The 19397-nt window shown below is 40.2% G+C and carries 18 protein-coding genes, 1 pseudogene and 1 other annotated feature; of the genes and pseudogenes, 3 read left to right on the forward strand and 16 right to left on the reverse strand.

Translation table 11 applies throughout. The features are described from left to right. Positions 1 to 30: 30 nt before the first annotated feature. The 5 genes from MHI60_RS01830 to MHI60_RS01850 form a co-directional block, all read right to left on the reverse strand. Positions 31 to 960 carry an ATP-binding cassette domain-containing protein gene (locus MHI60_RS01830; protein WP_144470159.1) on the reverse strand — a complete coding sequence of 310 codons (930 nt, stop codon included), beginning with the start codon at positions 958 to 960 and terminating at the stop codon, positions 31 to 33. Then, entirely contained in the window at positions 953 to 2014 is a 1062-nt protein-coding gene (locus MHI60_RS01835) for an ABC transporter ATP-binding protein (protein WP_144485520.1), read from the reverse strand. Before MHI60_RS01835 ends, MHI60_RS01830 begins: the two co-directional genes overlap by 8 nt. Before the next feature lie 18 nt (positions 2015 to 2032). Next, positions 2033 to 3061 (reverse strand): oligopeptide ABC transporter permease, encoded by a 1029-nt coding sequence (gene opp3C / locus MHI60_RS01840; protein WP_075623695.1) that lies wholly within the window; start codon positions 3059 to 3061, stop codon positions 2033 to 2035. Then, the gene (gene opp3b, locus MHI60_RS01845; RefSeq protein ID WP_039177817.1) at positions 3061 to 3990 is read right to left on the reverse strand and encodes an oligopeptide ABC transporter permease; all 930 of its coding nucleotides are present in this window, start codon (positions 3988 to 3990) and stop codon (positions 3061 to 3063) included. The genes opp3C and opp3b overlap by 1 nt, the downstream gene beginning before the upstream one ends. Before the next feature lie 109 nt (positions 3991 to 4099). Beyond that, positions 4100 to 5758 (reverse strand): peptide ABC transporter substrate-binding protein, encoded by a 1659-nt coding sequence (locus tag MHI60_RS01850; protein ID WP_144470157.1) that lies wholly within the window; start codon positions 5756 to 5758, stop codon positions 4100 to 4102. 485 nt (positions 5759 to 6243) lie between these two features. On the opposite strand from MHI60_RS01850, the gene MHI60_RS01855 reads away from it, so the two are divergent. Together MHI60_RS01855 and trpS are read left to right on the forward strand one after the other, a co-directional pair. After that, positions 6244 to 6471 (forward strand): DUF3899 domain-containing protein, encoded by a 228-nt coding sequence (locus MHI60_RS01855; RefSeq protein WP_242058398.1) that lies wholly within the window; start codon positions 6244 to 6246, stop codon positions 6469 to 6471. A gap of 44 nt (positions 6472 to 6515) precedes the next feature. Continuing rightward, positions 6516 to 6735 (forward strand) — a binding site (T-box leader). 53 nt (positions 6736 to 6788) lie between these two features. Then, the gene (gene trpS / locus MHI60_RS01860) at positions 6789 to 7784 is read left to right on the forward strand and encodes a tryptophan--tRNA ligase (protein ID WP_048238480.1); all 996 of its coding nucleotides are present in this window, start codon (positions 6789 to 6791) and stop codon (positions 7782 to 7784) included. 35 nt (positions 7785 to 7819) lie between these two features. Here trpS and MHI60_RS01865 read toward each other — a convergent pair whose 3' ends face one another. The 9 genes and pseudogenes from MHI60_RS01865 to MHI60_RS01905 form a co-directional block, all read right to left on the reverse strand. After that, a complete protein-coding gene (locus MHI60_RS01865; RefSeq protein WP_048238479.1) occupies positions 7820 to 8572 on the reverse strand; it encodes a YjbA family protein in 753 nt (250 codons plus the stop codon). 157 nt (positions 8573 to 8729) lie between these two features. Next, on the reverse strand, positions 8730 to 9629 hold the full coding sequence (gene opp4C / locus MHI60_RS01870) for an oligopeptide ABC transporter permease (protein WP_144471498.1): 900 nt from the start codon (positions 9627 to 9629) through the stop codon (positions 8730 to 8732). Between the two features lie 33 nt (positions 9630 to 9662). Continuing rightward, positions 9663 to 10613, reverse strand: coding sequence for an ABC transporter permease (locus MHI60_RS01875; protein ID WP_034621771.1), 951 nt, complete (start codon positions 10611 to 10613; stop codon positions 9663 to 9665). A 227-nt stretch (positions 10614 to 10840) separates the two neighbouring features. Beyond that, positions 10841 to 12477 (reverse strand): annotated as a pseudogene (locus MHI60_RS01880) (peptide-binding protein). Positions 12478 to 12562: 85 nt separating this feature from the next. Further along, positions 12563 to 13585, reverse strand: a complete 1023-nt coding sequence (locus MHI60_RS01885) for a dipeptide ABC transporter ATP-binding protein (protein WP_144470151.1) — start codon at positions 13583 to 13585, stop codon at positions 12563 to 12565. Beyond that, entirely contained in the window at positions 13582 to 14562 is a 981-nt protein-coding gene (locus MHI60_RS01890; RefSeq protein WP_144470149.1) for an ABC transporter ATP-binding protein, read from the reverse strand. Before MHI60_RS01890 ends, MHI60_RS01885 begins: the two co-directional genes overlap by 4 nt. A 149-nt stretch (positions 14563 to 14711) precedes the next feature. Then, on the reverse strand, positions 14712 to 15515 hold the full coding sequence (locus MHI60_RS01895; RefSeq protein ID WP_095408191.1) for a DUF2268 domain-containing protein: 804 nt from the start codon (positions 15513 to 15515) through the stop codon (positions 14712 to 14714). 77 nt (positions 15516 to 15592) lie between these two features. Then, positions 15593 to 16834: a beta-ketoacyl-ACP synthase II gene (gene fabF, locus MHI60_RS01900; protein ID WP_041089814.1), complete on the reverse strand. Its 1242-nt coding sequence runs from the start codon at positions 16832 to 16834 to the stop codon at positions 15593 to 15595. Positions 16835 to 16855: 21 nt separating this feature from the next. Next, a complete protein-coding gene (locus MHI60_RS01905) occupies positions 16856 to 17794 on the reverse strand; it encodes a beta-ketoacyl-ACP synthase III (protein ID WP_095408190.1) in 939 nt (312 codons plus the stop codon). A gap of 171 nt (positions 17795 to 17965) precedes the next feature. Between MHI60_RS01905 and MHI60_RS01910 the strand changes: the two genes are divergently transcribed. Next, positions 17966 to 18199, forward strand: a complete 234-nt coding sequence (locus MHI60_RS01910; RefSeq protein WP_144470147.1) for a hypothetical protein — start codon at positions 17966 to 17968, stop codon at positions 18197 to 18199. 10 nt (positions 18200 to 18209) lie between these two features. On the opposite strand, the gene MHI60_RS01915 is transcribed toward MHI60_RS01910, so the two are convergent. Together MHI60_RS01915 and MHI60_RS01920 are read right to left on the reverse strand one after the other, a co-directional pair. Further along, positions 18210 to 18407 (reverse strand): ComZ family protein, encoded by a 198-nt coding sequence (locus MHI60_RS01915; RefSeq protein WP_024425054.1) that lies wholly within the window; start codon positions 18405 to 18407, stop codon positions 18210 to 18212. A gap of 12 nt (positions 18408 to 18419) precedes the next feature. Continuing rightward, entirely contained in the window at positions 18420 to 19382 is a 963-nt protein-coding gene (locus tag MHI60_RS01920; protein ID WP_048238469.1) for a BMP family ABC transporter substrate-binding protein, read from the reverse strand. Positions 19383 to 19397 lie beyond the last annotated feature (15 nt).

Genomic DNA, 19397 nt, shown 5'->3' on the forward strand with positions numbered 1-19397 from the left:
AAGCACTGACTTAGCAGTGCTTCTTTCTTCTTATGATTGTTTCGCTTGAAGCTCTTTGAATTCTTCCTCTGTGCAGCTCACAAAGTGACCCGGCTTCACTTCACGGAACTCGGTGTTTGTTCCTTTATGAACAGATGGATCATACTTGATTCGTTTGCGGTTACGCTCATAATCAGGATCTGGGAGCGGAATCGCAGACAGCAATGATTTTGTATATGGATGCAGCGGGTTTTCGTATAATTCATTCGCTGGTGCCAGCTCAACCAATTTTCCGAAATACATCACGCCGATACGATCGCTGATGTATTTTACCATGGACAGGTCATGCGCAATGAATAAATACGTTAAGCCTTTTTCCTCTTGAAGCTCTTTCAATAAGTTGACGACCTGCGCTTGGATCGACACGTCTAATGCAGAGATTGGTTCATCAGCGATGATGAAATCTGGCTCAACTGCTAATGCACGTGCAATTCCGATACGCTGCCTTTGACCACCTGAGAATTCATGCGGGTATCTGTTCGCATGCTCTTTGTTCAAGCCAACAGTTTCAAGTAATTGGAACACACGCTCTTTACGCGCCTGCTTAGTATTCGCAAGGCCATGAATGTCGATGCCCTCTGCAATGATATCCTCAACTTTCATTCTTGGATTGAGGGAGGCATATGGATCCTGAAAGATCATTTGCATCTTACGATTAAATTGCTTAAGATCAGTGGTCGATTTTTTATCATGAACATTTTGTCCATTAAAAATAACCTCTCCACCTGTTGCATTATATAATCGAATAATGGTTCTGCCTGTAGTTGATTTTCCACAGCCAGACTCACCTACTAGCCCCAATGTTTCCCCTCTATATATGTCAAAGCTAACATCATCAACAGCTTTTACTTCATTTGGTTTGCCCACATTAAAATATTGTTTAAGATTTTTCACTTGTAAAATAACATCTTTTTCACTCAATGTGATCCCCCCCTTTTTGCGCTTTAAATTGTCGCATTCTTTGCTTAATTGATTCAGGAGGTTCTACTTTAGGTGCGTTGGGGTGTAATAGCCATGTCGCTGCATAATGCGTTTCTGACACTTGATATAAAGGCGGTTGCTGTTCAAAATCGATTTTCATTGCATATTGATTTCTAGCAGCAAATGGATCGCCTTTTGGAGGGTTTAGCAAATCCGGGGGTGTTCCAGGAATTGCGAATAATTTCTCCTCTTTTGTGTCCAGGCTTGGCATCGAACTTAATAAGCCCCAAGTATAAGGATGTTTCGGGTTATAGAAAATCTCATCAACTGTACCAATTTCAACAATTTGACCACCATACATAACCGCTACACGATCTGCTACATTCGCAACAACACCTAAATCATGCGTAATAAAGATAATTGATGTTTCAATTTTCTTTTGAAGATCCTTCATCAGTTCTAAAATTTGCGCCTGAATTGTTACATCTAACGCTGTAGTTGGCTCATCTGCAATTAATATTTTTGGATTACAAGCAAGTGCAATTGCCACCACAACCCTTTGTCTCATCCCTCCAGAAAATTGATGAGGATATTGCTTAAATCTTTGTTCAGGTTTTGGGATGCCTACAAGACTAAGTAATTCAAGCGCCCTTTTTTTAGCCTCTTCTTTACTAGCATTTTGATGTTTTAAGATCGGTTCTATAATTTGTTTGCCAATTGTCATTGTAGGATTCAACGATGTCATTGGATCTTGAAAGACCATTGCAATATCTTTTCCACGTATTTTTTGCATTTGCTTATCAGAAAGTTTCGTCAAATCTTTATCTTGAAACAAAATCTCTCCTTTTTTCACTTCAGAGTTAGATCTAGGAAGCAGCCCCATGATTGATTTAGAAGTAACTGATTTTCCTGAACCTGATTCTCCTACAATGGCAAGTGTCTCGCCTTTTTTCAGATCAAAGTTCACACCTCTTATCGCCTTAACTTCCCCAGCGAACGTGTGAAATGAGATATTTAAGTCGTTTACTGTTAGAATGGTTTCTTGTTTATTCATCATCATCACCGTCCCGTACTAATCTTTCATTTTTGGATCAAGTGCATCTCTCACACCGTCGGCAACAAGGTTAAAGACGATCATGATAACACTAATGATAATTGCTGGATAAACCATCTGATATGGGAAAGCGATCATTGATTTAAATCCGTCTTCAATTAACGTCCCTAGTGAAGCTTGTGGCTCTTGGAGACCTAAACCGATAAAGCTTAAGAAAGCTTCGAAGAAAATTGCACTAGGAATGGTGAACATTGTATTAATAATCATCACACCTGTTAAGTTAGGCAACATGTGTTTAAAGATAATTTTAAAGTTGCTTAATCCCAAAGTTCTAGCGGCTAGTACATATTCCTGTTCTTTCAGCTTCATGACTTGGGCTCGTACAACCCTCGCCATACTGATCCACCCGGTAATACTTAGAGCAATAATAATTGGAATAATCCCTGGCTTTAAGACGAGAATCATTAATATGACAACGATCAAGTTGGGAATCCCCATCAGAACCTCTAAAACACGTTGCATCGCATTATCAATTTTCCCGCCAAAATAACCAGAAATAGCACCATAAGCAACACCAATAATTAAATCGATCACAGCTGCAACAACAGCAATAAGCAGTGAGATTTGAGTTCCTTTCCACACACGTGTAAATAGATCTCTCCCAAGATTATCTGTACCGAACCAGTAGTAATGATCAATTCCTTTTTGTTCATAAGGATTGACTACATCACCATTTTTCAGCGTTCTCTCCCCAGTAAATGGAAGAAAACTAACATGCTCTAATCCTTGGATTCGAGGTGGCAGGTTCGCTTCAGACGTTGTCTGAGTACTAAAATCTTTGCCACTAATTAACGGTCCGACAATTGCCATGAATACAATTAAAAGTAAAATCACCAAACTTACAACTGCGGCTTTATTCTTTTTGATTCTAAGCCAAGCATCTTGCCAATAATTTAGACTAGGTTTCTCAATTTTTTCAGCAGAAAATGTATCAACACCAGCGGGCTCAAATAGACTTTTATCAATATTTTCTTCTTGCTGTTTCATCATTTGTTACCCCCTGCTACACGAATTCTCGGATCGATAATTCCATATAGAATATCGACAATAAATACAACCACAACAAAAAGAACAGCGAATAAAATTGTTGTTCCCATAATAACTGGATAGTCATTTACGGTAATTGCTTTAACAAACTGCTCACCAATTCCAGGAATCGAGAAGATTTTTTCGATTACAAGAGATCCCGTCATTAAACTAACAGTTAGTGGACCAAGAACTGTAACAACAGGGATCAAAGCATTTCTCATTGCATGCTTAAATGCGATTTCAAAATAGCCTGCTCCTTTTGCCTTTGCCAGCAAAATATAGTCTGTCTCAAGAACTTCAACCATTTCTGTTCGCATAAAACGTGCACAAATGGAAATAGGGAACATTGCTAATGCGATAGTAGGCAAGATTGTATACTCGAACCCATTCCAAAATTGAGTTGGTAATAGACCCAATTTCACCGCAATATAGTATTGAAGTAATCCCGCGAATACAAAACTCGGTATTGATTTACCGATAACTGCCAAGAAAGTAGCAGAGTAATCTACCCATGTGTTCTGCCTTAAAGCTCCAACTACTCCCAAGAAGATACCAACAATCGTTCCTATAATAATCGCTTGAAGGCCTAGGACAGCAGATGGTCCTACTCGGTATGAAAGGAGTTCTGTTACGGAGGTATTGTTGAATTGGAATGAAACACCTAAATCTCCAGTGAATGTATTAATCAAGTAATGAAAGTATTGAACTGGGATAGGCTGATCTAGCCCATATTTTGCATTAAGTACAGCTTGTTGAGCTTCTGATAACTTTTGTGCATTAACAAAAGGAGAACCCGGAATGAGTTTCATTAAGAAAAAAGTGATTGAAACAATGATGAAGAGGGTAACGACCATGAAGCCAACCCGTCTAATTAAGTATTTCAGCATACTTGCACCTCCTGATAAAACTGACTTTTCTGTATATTTCGACATATTTCTTTCAGTGAAAAAGAGAGTATATTCAGAGAATACACTCTCTTTTCTATAAGATTGTTAATTATCCTTCAATTTTCATCCATTTGTAGCTGAATTCTGGTCCAACCTTGTGAATGACAAACCCTTTAACTTTATTATTAATCAGATAGTTAGTTGCTCTCTGATAAATTGGTGAAAGTGCTGCGTCATCTTGTAGTAATACTTTTTCAGCTTCTTGTAAAGCTTTCCAGCGTTCTTCAGGTTTAGCAGCTAATTTGCCAGATGCATCTTTTAGCAGCTGATCATATTTCTTATCAGAGTATCCCATGTGGTTGTTTCCGCCACCTGTGATAAATAAGTCAGAGAATGTGATTGGATCAAGATAATCAGGACCCCATCCAGCCATCTGTAGATCGTAATCCTCTTTCTTATCACGATCAATACGAGTAGCGAAAGGAACACTTTGAATATTGATGTCTAAGCCAGGTAAAGTTTTTTCAAGCTGATCTTTAATGAAAGCTCCGATTGTTTTAGCTGTCTCAGAATCATCACCTAAGTAATTAAGCGTTACTTTAGACGTTCCTAATTCTTTTAGACCTTTTTCGAAAAGTTTCTTAGCTTCATCTTTGTTTGTTTCTAAGTATTTAGGCGTTCCATCACGGAAGTCTTTTCCGTTTTCATCATGTACAAAGTCTTTTGGAATTTGATAGTATGCAGCAACTGAACCATTCTGCAATACATCTTTTACAAACGCTTCTTTGTCAATTGCTGTTGCAATTGCACGACGAATGTTTTCATTCTTTAGAGATTTATTTCCTTGGTTCATTTTCAACCAGAACACTGTAGGCTCTAGTAATCTTTTCATTCGCTTATCACCTTCGTATTGAGAGATGATTGCAGGAGTTGATAATTTAGGTGTAATATCAGCTTCTCCAGCTTCGAATGCGTTAACAGCTGCCTGTGGATCTTTAGATACTTTAAAAGTAAGTTTTGTCATAGAGACGTTCTTTTTGTCCCAATATTCTTCATTCTTTTTGTATTCCCAAGTAGTTGCTTGTGGTCCATCCCAAGAAGAAAGTTCATATGGGCCATTGTATACAAGGTTTTTTGCAGTTTTCGCATATTTATCACCTTGTTCTTTAACGAACTTTTCATTCACTGGATAGAAAGTTGGGAATGAAAGTAGAGATTGGAAGTAAGGAATTGGTTTTTCAAGTGTAATTTGCAACTCTTTATCACTTACAGCTTTAATTCCTAGTTCGTCAGGCTTTGCTTTTTTGTTGTAAACCTTATCAGCATTTTTGATTTTACCTACCATCATATATGGGCCATACTCAGACTTTTGTTCTGGATCTAAAGCACGTTGCCAAGCATAAACGAAGTCTTGAGCTTTAACTGGATCACCGTTAGACCATTTTGCATCTTTCAGTTTAATGTTATAAACTGTTTTATCTTTGTTAGCAACTGGTTCGCCATCCGCCATACCAGGTACTAATTCTTCTTTATCGTTGAATCGATACAAACCTTCAAAAACGTTATTCATCGTTGTGAAACTAATTGTATCACTTGCTTGGATTGTATCCATTGCAGGCATTTCCTGTGATTCTAAAATTGTAGCCTCTTGTTTTGAATCTTTGGATGCAGTGCCCTTGTCGCTACTTTGTTTACCTGAACATGCAGATACAAAAATAGTCAGCACCAATAAAAAAACTAAAAGCAGTGAAAATTTAGACTTTTTCATCTAGTTGTTGACCTCCCCTTCATAAATGAACTACAGGAACTATTATACTAGCAAATAAGTAATTGTGCATTCATTTTTTTAAGAAAATTTTCATATTTCGATTGTTTTTTAATAAATTTATTAAAAAATTGAAACAAATTGGGTATTTTCCTTTCATTTTGTGATCTTAAATACCTAATCAGAAGTAATCCTGTCTATACAATTGGCAATCTTCATGATTCATTGTAAACTGATATCATGAATTTTGTTAAAACAACTGCTTAATTCCTTGTTTCGTTTTTCTTATATAGTGAAAATCTTGAATTAAACGTTTTTATTGCTATTTTAGTACAGTAAAGTTTTAATGCGCAGGAGTGATTGTTATCAAATTTTTTATTCTTTTAATTAGTTCTAATTTCCTTGTATTCATTTTAAGTTTCATTTTTTATGGGCACATTTCTCTTTTAAGCATGATTAACATCACTTTTTATTTAGCATCGGGCACTATGCTAGTATGGTTATCGTTAATCACTTTAAAAAGTGGATTTTTTGATCAAACAGCTTACAGCTTTCGAAAGGTATTTGATTCATTAAATAAGCAAAAGAGCACTATTGACGATGATTTAAACAAACATTTATCATCATCTTTCCAAAGCAATTTTTCCTCCATGAAAATAATAGGTTTTAGCTTACTAATTGAAATGTTTATTTTGCTCTTCATTTATTATATGTAGGCTTTGACATTTGATTTTTGCTTATTTATAATGGATTAAATTATATTGTTGCGATGAAAAAGAAGAGTACATATATTCACCATTTACAGAGAGTCTGCGGCCGGTGTGAGCAGATAATGGCATGTATGGAATGGGCTTTGGAGCAGCTAACCGAACACTTCTAAAAAGTGAGTAGGCTTAGACGGAGCAGTCTCCGTTATCAACGTCTTGAGTGATTTCTATGTGAAATAACAAGGGTGGTACCACGGTTCATTCGTCCCTTTTCTGTTGAAAAGTGATGGGTGGGCCTTTTTATATTGAAGAAAAGAGGTTTTAGTATGACAAAAAAGACAATTTTTTCAGGTATTCAGCCGAGCGGTTCAGTCACATTAGGGAACTATATTGGAGCAATGAAGCAATTTGTCGATTTGCAGCATGACTATAATGGCTATTTTTGTGTCGTCGATCAGCATGCGATTACGGTGAGTCAGGACCGATTAGCTCTCCGCCAAAATATTAGAAGCTTAGCAGCTCTTTATTTAGCTGTTGGACTTGATCCAGAGAAGGCGACATTGTTTATCCAATCAGAGGTACCTGCTCACGCCCAGGCAGGATGGATGCTGCAATGTGTTGCTTATATTGGGGAATTAGAAAGAATGACCCAATTTAAGGACAAATCCGCTGGTAAGGAAGCCGTTGTTTCAGGCCTATTAACGTATCCCCCATTAATGGCTGGCGATATTTTATTATATGGTACTGATTTAGTCCCTGTTGGAGAAGACCAAAAGCAGCATCTTGAATTGACTAGAACGCTTGCTGAACGCTTTAACCGAAAGTACAATGACATCTTCACTGTGCCTGAAGTGAAAATTCCAAAAGAAGGCGCGCGGATTATGTCTTTAGCAGATCCAACGAAAAAGATGAGCAAATCTGATCCGAACCAAAAATCCTTCATTACCTTATTGGATGAACCAAAGCAGCTTGAAAAGAAAATCAAAAGTGCTGTGACGGATTCAGAAGGCATCGTCAAGTATGACAAAGAGAACAAGCCTGGTATCGCCAACTTGCTGACGATTTATTCTGTGTTAGGCAACATATCAATTGCAGAGCTTGAACAAAAGTATGAAGGCAAAGGGTATGGTGAGTTTAAGGGAGATCTTGCGAACGTTGTCGTTGATGCTTTAAAACCAATTCAAGATCGTTACTATGAACTCATTGAATCAGACGAGCTTGACCGCATTCTAGACGAAGGTGCTGAAAAAGCAAACCGCGCAGCGAACAAAATGCTGAAAAAAATGGAGAATGCGATGGGTCTTGGCAGAAAACGCAAATAAAAAAAGCTTGCAGCACAACACGCTGCAGGCTTTTTCTAATTTACTTTTGATTCGTTTTCCATTTCCCAAAGCTTTTCGAAAAAAGGCTGTCCTTTAATCATTTTTTCACAGAAAGCTAAATGATTCTCTGACCACCCATCAATGGTTTCATTGTAAAGCATGTTCCAAATCTCTTCGAATGACATTCGTTTGATTTGGTTGTACATGCGCGGGTTCCATTCCGTATACCAATACGCAATTTCCGCCCTGTTTTGGAGCCCTTTTAATTGATCGAGCGCCATAAACATCAGCTGCTTCAGCTGTCTTTCTTTTCTCGTTAATCCGCTGATATGCTGCGGCGGCAGTGATAGAATGTGATACTCCTTCGTCGATTCAAGGCTTTCCTTAGAGAATTCATATTCCTCTGCCTTCACATCTTTCACCATTTCATACACCAACTGCTCCTGCCTTGGGATCAAGCGGCTTTTTCTCACAGGTATGGAATACCCAATCGTATCCACGGCAATGATTCGTATGCCGTCTGTGACCACAAAGCAATACTCTAATTTACGGCGTTCATGATTTTTTCGAATATAAGATTTCTCGAATACAGACTCTAGCAGCGTCTTCGGCAGCTCTGAAAGATCATTTTCTATGTAATCAAACAAAGGACTCTGCACCTTAAGTAAAGGCACTTGATCTAACAGCTCAACGCTGTCCTCCTTGCGCCACTCATGAAAATGACACACATTGTAGCCATTTTCTTCCCCTTCAAACCAATTCACCCATACGTCATGAAGAAATAACATAACCAATCCCTCACTTTATAAAAACTGTTGTCCACAGTATGGGCAAGGGATAGAGAAATTATTCCAACTTTATCAAAACTTCAAGCTGAGCGAATGATGGCTTCGTGTCTTTATTTCATTCAGGAAACGGAGAGCGCACGCAGAGCCCCTTTAAACTTTACTTCAGCTTTTTAGGATCAAGCGCATCTCTCAGCCCATCTCCTAAAAAATTAAAGCATAAAACAGTCAGCAAAATGAGTAAACCTGGGAAAAGCGGATACCACCAAGCTTGCACCATAATCGAGAAATTTTGTGCATCTTGGAGCATGTTGCCCCAGCTTGCCGTTGGCGGCTGAATACCAAAGCCAAGGTAGCTGAGCGTTGATTCAGCTAAAATCACGGAGCCTACTTTTAATGTAGCTGACACAATAATAGGACCGATACAGTTCGGTAAAATATGCGAAAAGATGATGACATGATTTTTCGTTCCAATGGTTCTTGCTGCGAGTACGAATTCTCTTGTTCGAAGTGATAAGAATTCACTGCGGATGAGTCTGGCCGTTGTTGTCCAGCCTGTCAAAGCAAAGATTAAAATCAATTTATCAATGCCCGGTTTGAAAATGGTGACGAGCGTGATCAATAGAAAAATGTCTGGAATCGACAACACGACATCCACAAATCTCATTAACAAGGAATCAACAAACCCTTTGAAATACCCCGCGACCGCTCCAACGACAGTGCCAATGGTGATTGCACCGACCACTGAGACGAAACCGACCAATAAAGAGACCCGCGCGCCATATAGCACCCTTGAGAAAATATCGCGGCCAAACTTGTCAGTACCCATAAAATGCTCAGCACTTGGCGGCTGAAGCCGCTTCAATAAATCTTGATGCTCTGGTGCATATGGAGCGATCACTGGAGCGAAAATGGCAGAAAAGATAATGATCAATAAGATCATAGAGCCGGCAACCGCCAATTTATTTTTGAAAAATTTCTCACAAAACAAACGCAGCATCGTCTCTGGCTTTGGCGGAAGGCCCTCCTTTAATTTGATATCAACAGGAGGTGTTCCCATATTAGGTTGTGCCAATTGTGCTTCAGCTCCCTTCTAATATTCAATACGCGGATCAACGATCGCATATAAAATATCCGCTATTAAATTTCCAACCACTACAAGCACTGCAGAAATAACGGTCATTGCCATAATGACTGGATAATCTCTCGAAAAGGCAGAATCAATGAACAGCTTTCCAAGTCCAGGCCATGTGAAGATTTGTTCCACCACGACTGCGCCGCCAATAAAGGATGGTATCATCAATCCGAAAATCGTTATGACAGGCATAAGACCGTTTCTTAAACCATGCTTAAAAATGACTTTGTTTTCTCTAAAGCCTTTCGCTCTTGCTGTGCGAATGTAATCCTGTCTCATGACATCAAGCATACTCGACCTTGTGTACCGGGTCAGCCCCGCCATATCAGCCGTTGCTAAAACAAAGGCTGGTAAAATGATGTGATGGAGCCGGTCAAACACATTAAAATCGGCATTCAAGGTAGAGACTCCGCCAGTTGGAAACCACCCTAAGTTCACGGATAAAACCATAATGAGGATGAGGCCAAACCAAAAGTTTGGAATAGCCAGTCCGATAAAAGATGTAACCGTAATGCCATAGTCAAGCTTTGTATACGGGCGTTTTGCTGAAAGAACACCAAATGGGATGGCGATCAGCAGGGCAACTAATGTAGAAAAGATCATGAGGATGAGGGTATTTGGCAGCCGGGCAAAAATCAAATCAGCCACGGGCGTTCCCTTTTTGACAATGGATGTGCCAAAGTCACCTTGAAGCATATTGCCAAGCCATTTCATATATTGCACATATTCAGGATCGTTCAAGCCGTACTTATCAATAAAGGCTTCCCGGTCTGCCGCACTAATGGTAGGGTCCATCATGAGTGACATCGGATCGCCTGGTGCTGCTTTCATTATGGCAAAGGACAAAATGGTAATCCCCAATAAGATGGGAATCGAGAGCAATGTCCTTCTAATGATATATGTAACCATATGCACAACTCCTTTTTCATCGGATCGCCATTCTGTGAAAAAAAGGCCAAAATGATGTTATTTTAGCCTTTTGTCTTCTTTTCAGCGTGATATGAAAACCCTTGAATCCTCGTGCTGATGCGGAGCGAACGAAATGATCTTTTTAGCACCCGCAGAGAACCGACACCGAATGCAAGGGATTGTTCTCACGGTGAAAGGGGAGTATCCTCCCCTTCTTCACTAGCAGTCTACTGTTCAAGCCACCATTTTTCGATTTTGTAATACTCATCTTTCGGGTGGTAAGAGTAGCCTTGGAGATTAGATGGCATAGCGCGATGTGAGTTGGCATAGTAAAGGAACGTATACGGCTGATCTTCTGCGATCAGTTTATAAATTTTTTCATACGCCTTTGAATATTCTTTTCGGTCGCTTAATTTTTTAGCATCAACTAACAGCTTATCGACCTCTTTATTTTTATACCAGATGTTATTTAAGCCTTTTTCAGACTGGCTTGAGTGGAAGATGCTGAATTGATCAGGGAATGTCGCAAGGCTCCAGCCGAGCAGCAGCGCATCATAATCCCATTTAGGCGGTGTCGTCTGCTCAATGAGTGCACTGAATTCCACAATTTGCGGCTTCGCTTCCACACCAATTTCTTTGAGCTGCTGCTGGACAACGACAGCGATATCCTCGCGAACTTTATTTCCTTGGTTGGTCTTTATGACAAAGGAGAATTTCTTGCCATCCTTATCAAGATAGCCATCTCCATCCGTATCTTCCCAGCCCTCTTCTTTCAGCATCTTTTTCGCTTTTTCTTGATCAAATTCAAACACTGGAACACTTTCATTTTTAGGGTAGTTCCATGACAGCGGACTTTCTGGGATGTTGGCTACTTTGCCGTCACCATCTAACACTTGGTCAACAATCGTTTGACGATCAATGGCATGTGTCAGCGCTTGGCGGACCTTTTTACTTTTAAAAAGATCATTTTTCTGGTTCCAGCCAATGTATGAATAATTCAGGCCTAAGTCAGATTCAATTTTAATGTTGCTCACTTTTTCAGCTGTTTGCAGCTCCGCTCCTGGTACAGCAAAGAAATCAATATCGCCTGCTGACAGCTGAGCAATGGCTGCATTTTGATCAGGAATCGTTTTAATTGTGACGGTATCAAGGTATGGGCGTCCATCCCAATAATCGTCAAAGGCTTCTAGTTTGACGTAGTCTCCTTCTTTCCATTCTGCAAATTTAAATGGACCTGAACCGATAGGTTTTTTTTTCGGTTAAATTCGTTTTCACCGAGATCTTTTACAGGCACATCACCTAAAATATGCTTAGGCAAAATACCATAGCTTCCTAATGTGACATTATAAAAATAAGGATCTTTTTTATTGAGCTTGAATTCGATCGAGTAGTCCCCTGTCTTCTTAACAGACTCTAATACTTCAAAGCCTGATCCACGCTCCCCATTGTAGTCCTTATTGATCGGAATGCTGTATGTAAACACAACATCATCAGCAGTCAGTTCTTCACCATCATGAAACTTCACACCTTTTCTAATGGTGACATCAAACTGCTTGCCGTCATCAGATTCTTTAATATCCTCTGCCAGCGATAGCTGAGGGTTGAGCTTTCCATCTGTTTGAAGTAAGAAGCTGTAGATTCTTTCCTCAATATCAGAGCTTGCCACATCTGTAGAATACAGCGAGTTAAATAATGTTGGCTCTGCAATGGAGCCGATGACAAGATCTCCGCCTTGTACAGGTTTACCAGTGGATTTCTTTTCACTGTCTCCAGACGTTTTATTTCCACCAGAACAAGCAGCAAGGATTAATGTAAAAATCAGCAGTAAACTGACCAAAATGGACTTTCTATTTCTACCTTTCATAGACAATTCCCCCTATTCTTTTTTAAAAATAATGACAGAATCCTGTGTCATCCCCCCTCTCAAAGATGAGATCATACAAGCTTGATCAAGCGTTGTAGAGGTGGCAGGCAACAAAGTGGTTCGTTTTTAATTCTTGAAATGCAGGTACTTTTTCTTTACAGATTTCTTTCGCATGTGGGCATCTTGTGTGAAATACGCAGCCTTTTGGCGGATTTGCAGGACTCGGCAGGTCACCTTGCAGCATAATGCGTTCTCTTTTCGCCTGCCCTTTTTTACGGGTGACGGGAACAGAAGAAAGCAGAGCCTGTGTATACGGATGGAGCGGTTCGTCGTACAGACTGTGCTTATCGGCAAGCTCCATCATTTTGCCGAGATACATGACACCGACTCTATCGCTAATATGCCTGACCACACTTAAATCGTGAGAGATAAATAGATAGGTAAGATCAAATTCCTCCTGAAGCCCCTCCATCAGATTAATGACCTGCGCCTGAATGGATACATCAAGTGCTGATACAGGCTCATCTGCGATGATCATGTCGGGATTCATGGCAAGCGCACGAGCGATGCCGATTCGCTGCCTCTGCCCGCCTGAAAATTCATGGGGATATCGGTTCGCAAAACTTGGATGAAGACCTACCTTTGATAAAAGCTGTTCTACTTTTTCATTTCTTTCTTTTAAGGAATATAAGTGATGTGTTTTGTAGGGTTCTTTGATGATGCTTCGAAGTGTTTTTCTAGGGTTGAGTGATGCAAAGGGATCTTGAAAAACCATTTGGATGTTTTTTCGTGTAGATTGTCTTAGTTTTGATTCTGATACGCGCGTGATGTCTTGCCCTTTAAAAAAGATTTGACCGTCAGTTGGTTCATATAGGCGGATCATTGTCCGGCCTAATGTGGATTTCCCGCATCCTGACTCACCGACAATGCCTAACGTTTCACCTTTATAAATCTTCAAGTCTATGCCGTCAACAGCTTTCACTGCACCGACTTTCTTCTGAAAGACGCCCGCTTTAATCGGAAAATGTTTTCGAATCTGTTTCAGTTCAAGGATCGTTTCTTTCTCTGGTAATTCCGTTATTTGTGATTGATTTTGAGCAAGGGTCATGTTTGGTCTGCCTCCTCATATAAGAAACATCTGACGCTTCTGCCATCTTCAAATGTTCTCAGCTTAGGCAGTTCTCCCAGGCAGCGTTCCTTCACTTGCGGACATCTAGGAGCAAAGCGGCAGCCGGCTGGAAGCTGATCTGGCGCAGGAACATTCCCTTTGATCGCTGTTAACAGCTGTATGTCTCCGTCAATGACAGGAATCGATTCAAGCAACCCTTCTGTGTAAGGATGAAGCGGCTGTTCAAACAATTCTTCGACGGTTCCATTTTCAACAACCTGTCCGCAGTACATGACAATCACTCGATCTGCAACTTCAGATACGACACCTAAATCATGTGTGATAAGAAGAATAGATGTACCAAAGGTAGAACATAAATCTTTCATTAATGTGAGTACCTGGGCTTGAATGGTTACATCTAGGGCAGTTGTCGGTTCATCTGCAATGAGAAGCTTCGGATCACAGCTTAGTGCAATGGCAATCATCACTCTTTGCCGCATGCCGCCTGATAAACGGTGCGGATAATCTTTGATGATTTGCTCCGGACGGGAAAAACCAACAAGCTTCAGCAGATCAACCGCTTTTTTGACCGCTTCTTTTTTTGAAAGTTTTTTGTGATAGATGAGGATTTCTGTTATTTGTTCTCCGATGGTTAAGACGGGATTTAGTGAGGTCATGGGTTCCTGAAAGATCATAGATACATCATTACCGCGGATGTTGCATAATTCCTTTTCACTATATGTAACAAGGTCCTTTCCATCAAGTTTGATGGAACCATCCATAATTTTCCCGCCTGTTCCATGAATCAGACCCATAATGGATAAGGACGTAATGCTTTTGCCAGACCCAGACTCACCGACTAATGCGACAGTTTCTCCTCTATTGATGCTGAAATCAACGCCATCAACAGCAGGTATCGGTTCCTTTTTTCGAAAAAAATAAGTTTTTAAGTTTTGCACTTCAAGCAGCGTGCTCATTCATTCGCCCCTTTCTTCATAGATCAATAGAATTGAACCTGAATATTCCGTCTTTTTAAAATAAAAAGAATTATTTGTATATTATTACATCACCATGACGAAATCAAGAAGTATTTAGTAAATTTGTAATATGTCTCTTTTTATGCGAATTATTCACTTTGCGATTCTATCGCCTTTAAAAAAGTTTCTGCTGGCTCTGCAATCATCGACTCCTCGCTGATTCGGTGCTCATTGAAATACTTTTTCACGATATAAAACCCAGTGGCGTAACCAAGCATTTTAGGGTAGTTCCCTTTTCCATAAAGAAGATTCTGTATCAGCCTTTCGTCGTCCTGGACTTTTTGATCTAGATGACCAGATACCCATTTCTTGTACATGCGCTGAAGCTGAGCTTCGCTATAGAAGGTGGTCCATTTCGCTGTATAGCTTTCTCCATATCTATGATACACAGCATATTCAGCGAGCCCCTCCATCATGATTGTATCGAGGAATGTAAAGTCTTTTTCTTCTTTTGAGAGAAAATGCAGCCTGCATACATGGTGATATTCATGAGTCAGCAATGTACCGATTCGCTCCTTCGGGGTATTTGGAGACAAAAAAAGAAAGACCTTGTCATCAAATGCCATGCCGGATTGATAATAAAATTGCTCTCTGATTTCTCTGCTGCTCTCGTTGACAGGCAAAATAAACACAGGAATGTCTGGACCTTCCCACTGTTTTTGAAGCGTTTGATATTCTTTCATGACAAGTTTGAAGTACCCTTTTTCCTTGAGCTTGTCGATCATGTCTTTGCACGAGCTCCAAGACCGAACCATCCCGTGATGCTGCAGGTGAGCGAGGATAGACGACCATTCTTTTTCCTCAGCCCCTTTAAAATAAGGAACAAAGCGCGCCGCAAGCTCCTGAAATGATGATGATTGATGAATGAGATATTGTGTATTGATCAGACCCATACCGCTGAACACCTCCATTTTCATCATATGCAAAAAAGCGGCGATCTGTTTATCGATCGCCGCTTTCTCAGGAAGTATTACGCTTCGTATTTTTTGAAAATAATTGTCGCATTATGCCCGCCAAAACCAAGTGAGTTACTTAAAGCCACTTGTACTTCTTTTGAACGTGCTTCATTTGCTACATAATCAAGATCACATTCTTCATCCGGTGTTTCAAGGTTAATGGTTGGAGGAATGACGCTGTCTTTAATCGCAAGAACAGAGAAAATGGCTTCTACTCCGCCTGCTGCGCCAAGTAAGTGACCTGTCATTGATTTTGTCGAACTGATTGCAAGCTGGTTCGCATGCTCTCCGAACACTTCTTTAATCGCCATTGTTTCAAATTTATCATTGTAAGGTGTGCTTGTGCCGTGGGCATTGATATAATCAATGTCTTCCACAGACAAACCTGCATCTCGAATCGCTTCTTTCATTGCACGGACGCCGCCTTCACCGTTTGGAGCTGGTGCTGTAATATGGTAGGCATCACCAGTTGAACCATAACCAACGATTTCTGCATAAATGGTCGCCCCACGTTTTAACGCATGCTCAAGTTCTTCAAGAACAATAATCCCTGCACCCTCACCCATGACAAATCCGTCACGGTTTTTGTCGAATGGACGGCTTGCTGTCTTTGGATCAGGATTTGTCGAAAGGGCTTTGTTCGCACAGAAGCCTGCAAACGACATTTTTGTTAACGGCGCTTCTGTTCCGCCTGTGATCATCGCATCTGCATCTCCGCGCTGAATGACTTTAAATGCATCACCAATTGAGTTTGTACCTGTTGCACATGCTGTCACTGTACAAGAGTTAACCCCTTTTGCGCCAAGTGCAATAGAGATTTGGCCTGTCGCCATATCAGGAATCATCATTGGGACGAAGAATGGACTTACGCGTCTTGCTCCTTTATTTGAATACACTTCGAACTGCTCTTCAAATGTTTCAAGTCCACCAATACCAGACCCAACCCATACACCAACACGCGGTGCGATTTCATCTGTGATTTCAAGACGTGAATCTTCCAGCGCCTTTTGAGCAGCAACGACTGCATATTGCGTAAAGCGTGCCATTTTTCGCGCTTCTTTTTTCTCCATGTAATCTTCAATGTTAAAATCTTTTAGTTCTGCAGCTACTTTTGCGGTATATTCACTTGAATCGACACGTGTGATCGGCCCAACCCCTGATACACCCGCTAAAGCATTTTTCCATGTTGACTCTACATCGTTGCCAAGTGGTGTCAAAGCACCTAATCCTGTAACAACTACTCGTTTCTTATCCATTAATTTGTGCACCCCACTCTTTTATCGGCCCCATCGCATAGCGATTGCGCCCCAAGTTAATCCGCCACCAAAACCAACCATTACAATCACATCGCCGTCATGAATTTTTCCGGCTTCGATTTCTTCACATAGTGAAATTGGAATAGAAGCTGCTGATGTGTTTCCATATTTATGGACAGTCTTCGACATTTTTTCAACTGGAAGCTCTAAGCGTTCGCGTGCTGCTTCCATAATGCGAATATTTGCTTGATGCGGGATCAAGAAATCAACGTCTTCTTTTGATAGTCCAGCTTTTTCAATGACGTTTACACTTGACTCGCCCATTTGTCTTACAGCAAATTTAAATACTTCTCGTCCATTCATGATTGTATGATCTTTTTCATCTAAGTACAAGTGCTTCCCGCCTCTTCCATCTGCTCCAAGTTCAAATGATAGAATTCCTTTGCCTTCGCTGACTTCTCCCAGTACAGCAGCTCCAGCTCCATCTCCAAACAAAACAGCTGTATTGCGGTCATCCCAGTCGGTAATGCGAGAAAGCTTTTCTACACCGACAACAAGCACGTGTTTGTAAGTTCCTGATTCGATAAATTGTTTTCCAGTAACAAGCCCATACATAAAGCCAGCACACGCAGCGCTAATATCCATTGCACATGCTTTATGTGCACCGAGCTGTTCTTGAATCATACAAGCGACTGTCGGAAATGCTTGATCTGGCGTGACTGTCGCCACAAGAATCATATCGATATCTTCTGCAGCCACATCTGCTTCAGCTAATGCTTTTTTTGCAGCAGCAAGCGCCATATGTGATGTATTGACATCATCAGATGCAATTCTTCTTTCTTCTATACCTGTTCTAGTACGAATCCACTCGTCAGAAGTTTCAACCATTTTTTCTAAATCATGATTTGTTAATACTTTTTCAGGTATATAGCGGCCAAGGCCAATAATTCCAGCATTCATTGAATAAGACTCCTTTTACTCATACGAGCATGTGATATTGTGATCTTATATTAGTATCTGGTACTAATTTTACCTTATTTTTTTCTTCTTGGCAATACAAACGTCTAACCTTTCCTCTCACTTTTTTCATAGATTAATGATATATACCAATAGTAGAAAGGAACATGTGATATGGCGCAAAAAGATGTTTTCTCAGCAATGATGTTTGGACAGCCGATTGAAAAAGAGAAAAGCAAGACAGAAGCAAAGGAGGAACGCGTGGAGACATCTTCAAGTGGTGATTCAATTGACTACATGCATGTCATGAATCAAATTGGGAACATTATGAACTCCATTGATGAGCTGAAGCCTGTGTTTAAAGATGTTGGTCCTATGATTAGTGCTTTTAAGAAAAAATTATCATAAAAAAAAGCCACTATTCTGTGGCTTTTTCTGATTCTGCATCCGCTTTTCCAAGCTCGTATGCTTCCTGCATGACAGATGTAAATAATGTTAGAAGCGGCTGAAGTGCTTCAGGCTCAAGCTGAATCCCTGCTTTATCTAACTCTTCCTTCGCCTGCGGAAAATACTTCATGGCAATTTGTAAAAATTCCATCGATTTTTCGTGCTGCATGTCGTCGTCTCCTCACTTTTCATTTGGTAGTTTGCCTGTTTTTTTGTAAGACGCAATATCACTTTCAATATCTTTCACAAAAGCGTCGTCAATGGTGGAGCTAAATTTCCCCATTTCGATCACTCCTTCTTTAAAATCAAAGGAGTACTCACCTTGTTCATTTAGCTTGCCTTCATTAAACTTCTTTGCAATGATACTGTACGCTTTATCAACATGCTGTACAGTGCTCGTTAAAACCGTATGGCTGCCGAGGTTGGATTGATCGGTGACATACCCGATCGCTGATAAATTATCGGCTTTGATTTGTTCAATGACAGGGATATTATAACCATCACCTGCTGGATACACAACATCTACGCCCTGCTTTTTTAATTTTTGATAGAGCTCCACCGCTTTGTCAGCATCATCCCAGTTTTCAACAAACTCCGCTAACACTTGTACATGTTCATCTTGATATTTTGCCCCTTTGATAAAGCCGTCTACTTCACTTTGCCAATCATATGTAGCAAGAATACCAATCTTTTTTGTTTTTGACATATGTGCAGCTGTCATGCCTCCGAAAAAGCCCATCGCTTCACCTTTAAACGTCACGTTTGTGACATTGTCCGCCTGAGGCTTGTTTCCATTGACCGTAATAAATTGTATGTTTGGATAATCTTCACTGATCAAGTTGAAAATTTCACTGTATTCATTGCCATGGCCAATAATCAAATTGACTCCTTTTTTATGGAATTCTTCAATGGCATCAACGATTTTCTCCTTGTCGACCATTCCTTCCTTATAATAAACATCTACACCAAATGTTGATTGGATACTTAATAAGCCTTTATAACCTTTCGTTCCCCAAACTTGATCATTAATCGTATCGGGGACGAGTAAACCCACCTTCTCAATTTTTCCTTTTAAAGGAGCCTGCGAGCAGGCAGATAATAGAAGAAGGAACGAAAAGATCATGACAAGCCGCTGGTACTTCATGCCATGTTCAACTCC

The organism is Bacillus sp. FSL K6-3200, from assembly GCF_038630485.1.
GTDB lineage: Bacteria > Bacillota > Bacilli > Bacillales > Bacillaceae > Bacillus > Bacillus safensis.

Excerpts from the sequence above, each read along its gene's own strand:
- fabF (WP_041089814.1), bottom strand. The coding sequence starts at position 16,834 with ATGGATAAGAAACGAGTAGTTGTTACAGGATTAGGTGCTTTGACACCA.
- MHI60_RS01905 (WP_095408190.1), bottom strand. The coding sequence starts at position 17,794 with ATGAATGCTGGAATTATTGGCCTTGGCCGCTATATACCTGAAAAAGTA.
- opp3b (WP_039177817.1), bottom strand. The coding sequence starts at position 3,990 with ATGCTGAAATACTTAATTAGACGGGTTGGCTTCATGGTCGTTACCCTC.
- MHI60_RS01875 (WP_034621771.1), bottom strand. The coding sequence starts at position 10,613 with ATGGTTACATATATCATTAGAAGGACATTGCTCTCGATTCCCATCTTA.
- opp4C (WP_144471498.1), bottom strand. The coding sequence starts at position 9,629 with ATGGGAACACCTCCTGTTGATATCAAATTAAAGGAGGGCCTTCCGCCA.
- MHI60_RS01850 (WP_144470157.1), bottom strand. The coding sequence starts at position 5,758 with ATGAAAAAGTCTAAATTTTCACTGCTTTTAGTTTTTTTATTGGTGCTG.
- MHI60_RS01865 (WP_048238479.1), bottom strand. The coding sequence starts at position 8,572 with ATGTTATTTCTTCATGACGTATGGGTGAATTGGTTTGAAGGGGAAGAA.
- MHI60_RS01885 (WP_144470151.1), bottom strand. The coding sequence starts at position 13,585 with ATGACCCTTGCTCAAAATCAATCACAAATAACGGAATTACCAGAGAAA.
- MHI60_RS01855 (WP_242058398.1), top strand. The coding sequence starts at position 6,244 with ATGCTAGTATGGTTATCGTTAATCACTTTAAAAAGTGGATTTTTTGAT.
- opp3C (WP_075623695.1), bottom strand. The coding sequence starts at position 3,061 with ATGAAACAGCAAGAAGAAAATATTGATAAAAGTCTATTTGAGCCCGCT.
- MHI60_RS01890 (WP_144470149.1), bottom strand. The coding sequence starts at position 14,562 with ATGAGCACGCTGCTTGAAGTGCAAAACTTAAAAACTTATTTTTTTCGA.
- MHI60_RS01895 (WP_095408191.1), bottom strand. The coding sequence starts at position 15,515 with ATGGGTCTGATCAATACACAATATCTCATTCATCAATCATCATCATTT.
- MHI60_RS01915 (WP_024425054.1), bottom strand. The coding sequence starts at position 18,407 with ATGCAGCACGAAAAATCGATGGAATTTTTACAAATTGCCATGAAGTAT.
- trpS (WP_048238480.1), top strand. The coding sequence starts at position 6,789 with ATGACAAAAAAGACAATTTTTTCAGGTATTCAGCCGAGCGGTTCAGTC.
- MHI60_RS01920 (WP_048238469.1), bottom strand. The coding sequence starts at position 19,382 with ATGAAGTACCAGCGGCTTGTCATGATCTTTTCGTTCCTTCTTCTATTA.
- MHI60_RS01835 (WP_144485520.1), bottom strand. The coding sequence starts at position 2,014 with ATGAATAAACAAGAAACCATTCTAACAGTAAACGACTTAAATATCTCA.
- MHI60_RS01910 (WP_144470147.1), top strand. The coding sequence starts at position 17,966 with ATGGCGCAAAAAGATGTTTTCTCAGCAATGATGTTTGGACAGCCGATT.